This window comes from Curvivirga aplysinae (assembly GCF_009711445.1).
Taxonomy (GTDB): domain Bacteria; phylum Pseudomonadota; class Alphaproteobacteria; order UBA8366; family Aestuariispiraceae; genus Curvivirga; species Curvivirga aplysinae.
In genome coordinates this window covers 45,566-49,545 of sequence record NZ_SMMC01000205.1, presented here as the reverse complement: position 1 = coordinate 49,545, position 3,980 = coordinate 45,566, and the positions used below count along the sequence as shown (strand labels likewise).

The 3,980-nt window shown below is 39.9% G+C and carries 5 protein-coding genes; 2 read left to right on the top strand and 3 right to left on the bottom strand.

The annotated features are described in order from the left end of the window. The coding region (locus E1160_RS13940; protein ID WP_155156205.1) for a GNAT family N-acetyltransferase at positions 1–1,149 on the bottom strand (1,149 nt) is incomplete at its 3' end. Between the two features lie 19 nt (positions 1,150–1,168). Next, a complete protein-coding gene (locus tag E1160_RS13935; protein ID WP_155156203.1) occupies positions 1,169–1,636 on the bottom strand; it encodes a RidA family protein in 468 nt (155 codons plus the stop codon). A gap of 201 nt (positions 1,637–1,837) precedes the next feature. On the opposite strand from E1160_RS13935, the gene E1160_RS13930 reads away from it, so the two are divergent. Then, positions 1,838–2,725: an N-formylglutamate amidohydrolase gene (locus E1160_RS13930; RefSeq protein ID WP_155156202.1), complete on the top strand. Its 888-nt coding sequence runs from the start codon at positions 1,838–1,840 to the stop codon at positions 2,723–2,725. A 7-nt stretch (positions 2,726–2,732) separates the two neighbouring features. Here E1160_RS13930 and yaaA read toward each other — a convergent pair whose 3' ends face one another. Continuing rightward, complete coding sequence (gene yaaA / locus E1160_RS13925; protein WP_155156201.1) at positions 2,733–3,518, bottom strand: peroxide stress protein YaaA; 786 nt, start codon at positions 3,516–3,518, stop codon at positions 2,733–2,735. A 116-nt stretch (positions 3,519–3,634) separates the two neighbouring features. Here yaaA and E1160_RS13920 point away from each other — a divergent pair, with 116 nt between their 5' ends. Then, the gene (locus E1160_RS13920; RefSeq protein WP_218048911.1) at positions 3,635–3,976 is read left to right on the top strand and encodes an ArsC family reductase; all 342 of its coding nucleotides are present in this window, start codon (positions 3,635–3,637) and stop codon (positions 3,974–3,976) included. Positions 3,977–3,980: the final 4 nt, after the last annotated feature.

Here is a 3,980-nt window from a genome sequence, read left to right as displayed (position 1 = left end):
TTCCTTTAAAATTTCTATATTGCGTTTGATTTCATCTCTTTCGTGGTCCAGATAGTTTGAGATGGCGGTTTTAAACCCCGGATCACCGATATAATGTGCAGACCAAGTCTTTGTTGGCATATATCCTCTTTGAAGTTTGTGTTGACCTTGTGTACCTGCCTCAACGAATTTCAAGCCGCGTTCAATGGCAAATTCAATGGCTTGATAATAGCATGCTTCAAAATGAAGAAATTTATATTGTTCATCACATCCCCAATTTCGACCATATAAACGTTTGTCGCCAATTAGGTTAAGGGCACCAGCAATGGCTCTATTTGTCTCATCGTAGGCCATTACTAATAAAATGCGATCGTTCATTTGTTCTTGTATGGCATCAAAAAATTCACGATTGAGATACGGGGCACCCCATTTACGATCATACGTATCCTTATAAAAGCGATAAAAATCATCCCAAGCGTCTTGTGTGATTTCGGTCCCGGTCAATCTTTTAAAAGTAAGTCCTGATTCTACCAGTTTTTTACGTTCTTTTTTGATGCTTCTGCGTTTCCGGCTAACAAAATCAGTAAGTGAATCTTCAAAATCAGTAAAATCATCGTTTTGCCAATGAAACTGCATATCGTTTCGTAATAGAAAACCTAATTCCTGAAGAGACTTTGCATCATTTTCTGGCAGAAAATTTATATGAATAGTTGCGATCTGGTATCTGGCCGCCAGTTGAATCATACCAGATGCTAATGCTTGAATATGTTTTAGGCGATCGGGGCTATCTTGTACAAGAAGGCGAGGGCCTGTTACTGGGGTGAAGGGAATTGCCGCAAGTAGTTTAGGGTAATATTGACCGCCCGCCCGTTCATAGGCATCAGCCCAGCCCCAGTCAAAGACATATTCACCTTGTGAGTGATTTTTTAAATAGAGGGGCGCGACACCGATAGTCTCGCCAGCAATATTCATAAGTTTTATATGTTGCGGCATCCAGCCGGTTTCAGCACAAACGCAGCCAGTCTTTTCAAGGCTATATAAAAAATCATAGCAGATAAAAGGATTGTTTTGATCATCAGCCTGACGCACGCATTTATCCCATTCTTCCCGACCAATTTCTGCGATCGATTTATGTACGGAAATTTGAAATTCTGCTTCGCCGTCAGGCATAATATGACCTTCTAATGAATTAAGCTTCGATTTCGATAACTGCGTCGATTTCTACGGCTACGTTTAATGGTAGAGAACCTGCACCTAAAGCAATGCGCGTATGTTTACCTTTTTCACCAAAAACGTCGCCCATCAAATCGGAGGCGCCGTTGATGACTTTTGGATGGTCTGCAAAATCAGTTGGGCAGTTTACGAAACCGTTCAAGCGTACGATACGTGCGACCTTATCAAGATCGCCAACCGCATCTTTAATTTGCGCGATGATGTTTAACGCACAGGTTCTTGCTGCTTCTTGACCTTCTTCAATGGAAAATTCCTGACCAACTTTTCCCTGGAATTTTAATTCACCGTTCCAAAATGGAATTTGACCTGCAACGAAAAGAAGATTGCCGGATTGATAATGTTGCACATACGAACCAGCTGGTTGCGGTGCGTTTGGAAGTTCGATACCAAGCTCTTTTAGTTTAGCTTCAACAGTTCCAGACATGGAATTTTCCCTTTAAATTGAAGGCCGATGATACGGCGTTAGAATTGTTCTTTGAAGATAAGCAATATTTAGCGGCTTTCAATTAAAATAATCGTTATTTTCGATAAGATTTGCGTCATATCTGTTTCTATTGGTTGATAATTTTTCGACTCCTAACATATTATACGTAGATATTTAAATTTAGTTTTATGGAACGGTTTTATGGCTGTACATTTTCCAGGGGTCCTTACATTTCAATCCGCGGACGAAGATCACAAAGATCAGTTGCCGATAATTTTTGATTCTCCTCATAGCGGTATGGATTATCCAACTGATTTTGAGACAGTCGTGCCTGAAAATGTTTTGCGTGGCATGGAGGATTCCTTCGTTGATGAGCTCTATGCGGATGTGGTCAATAAGGGAGGATCTTTTCTTAAAGCTCATTATCCCAGAAGTTATATTGATCCAAATCGTTCAGATGATGATATTGATATCTCGATGATTGAAGGCAATTGGCCCTTTCAAGTTCAGCCAACTGAAAAAACAATCATGGGGCATGGTTTGATTTGGAAAAGTTGTCCGGGACATCCCCAAATGTATGCACGTAACTTAAGTATACTGGAAGTTAAACATCGTATCGATAAATACTGGAAGCCATATCATACTTATTTGGAGAATGAGATAGAACGCCTATATAGCTTGTTTGGTTCTGTCTGGCATGTGAATTGTCATTCGATGCCTGCAAGTAGCAGCCCTTATATGCCTGGGGCAATCGGAAATGCGCGTGCGGATGTTGTGCTTGGAGACCGAAACGGATCAAGCTGCGATGAGGAATTTATTTATTTACTAAGAGATTGGTTTGTAGGGAAGGGGTATAAGGTTCGCATTAATAACCCATATAAGGGCGCGGAGCTTGTACGCCGTTATGGTCGCCCAGAACATGATCGACATTCTATTCAAATTGAGTTGAACCGTGCATTATATATGAATGAAAGACGCGTAGAGCCTACGCGTCATTTCTCTCATCTAAAAGCGGACTTGAACGAGATGATCGATGTTATTGGTGCATATACTGCCCATAAATGTTCTTTTCGATCTGCTGCAGAATAGATTTACTTTATTTTTTAGGTACAGGTTGTTCGCGTGTATATACCCAGTTTTTATCATCAGATAGATCAGGGCGATATTCATACCCACCAGAATTGAAATCACGTAAACCGTCTGCTGTTTCAATTTTGTTTTCAATTATATATCGCGCCATCATACCACGTGCACGTTTTGCAAACATACCCAACATTTTTGCTTGTCCGTCTTTGATTTCTTTAAAGACTGGCGTAATCACATTCACTTTTAATGCTTTTAAGTCAACAGATTTAAAATATTCGTTGGAGGCACAGTTGATGACGGTTGGGTCACTATGATCCGCAGTAATCTTGTTGATTTCTTTAGAAAGTTTATCTCCCCAGAAAGCATAAAGATCATTACCACGTTCATTTTGAAAACGGGTTCCCATTTCAAGACGATATGCTTGCATCAAATCTAATGGGCGTAACATACCATATAAACCGGAAAGAATACGCAAATGATCTTGGGCATATACCAAGTCATCTTCTGATAAGTTGCTAGCGTCAAGGCCAACATAGGTATCACCAGCAAAAGCGAGTACAGCTTGTTTCGCATTGCCAAGATTAAACGGTGTCTTGAAATCTTTGAAGCGTGCAACGTTTAATTCCGCAAGAGATGCAGATATTTTCATCATTCTAGAGAGGTCATTTGCGCTAAGTGTCTTCGCTTGTTTGACCAGTTTACGACTATCACTTAGAAAATCTGGCTGACTATGGGTATCAAATGGTACATTTTCATCCATGTTCAATTTCTTTGCAGGGGACACAAGCGCCAGCATAGGGCTTTCCTTTCCTTAACGAATCCGTTTCATTTTATCTTATTAATTTGATATGTGATTCTTTTTATAGATTCCAAGGCAAACAATCTAGAACTTCATAGATAAGGATTAAGATAATGTCGTTGATCGTATATGGTTTAAAAAACTGTGATACATGCAAAAAAGCAAAAAAATGGCTCGATGAGCAAGATAAATCTTATGAGTTCAAAGATTTACGTGCTGATGGTTTTTCTGAAGATAACTTATCTCGTTGGTTAGAGATGGCAGGTTGGGAAATCTTATTAAATAAACGTGGTACAACTTGGCGTGCGTTAAGTGATGAGGTTAAAAACTCAACTGATGCATCAAATGTGAAAGCACTTATGCTGGAAAGCCCGGCTTTGATGAAACGGCCGATTTTTGATTTTGGCGATCGTGTTGTGGTTGGCTTTACAGCGAAACAACAAGTAGAGCTATAAGCTA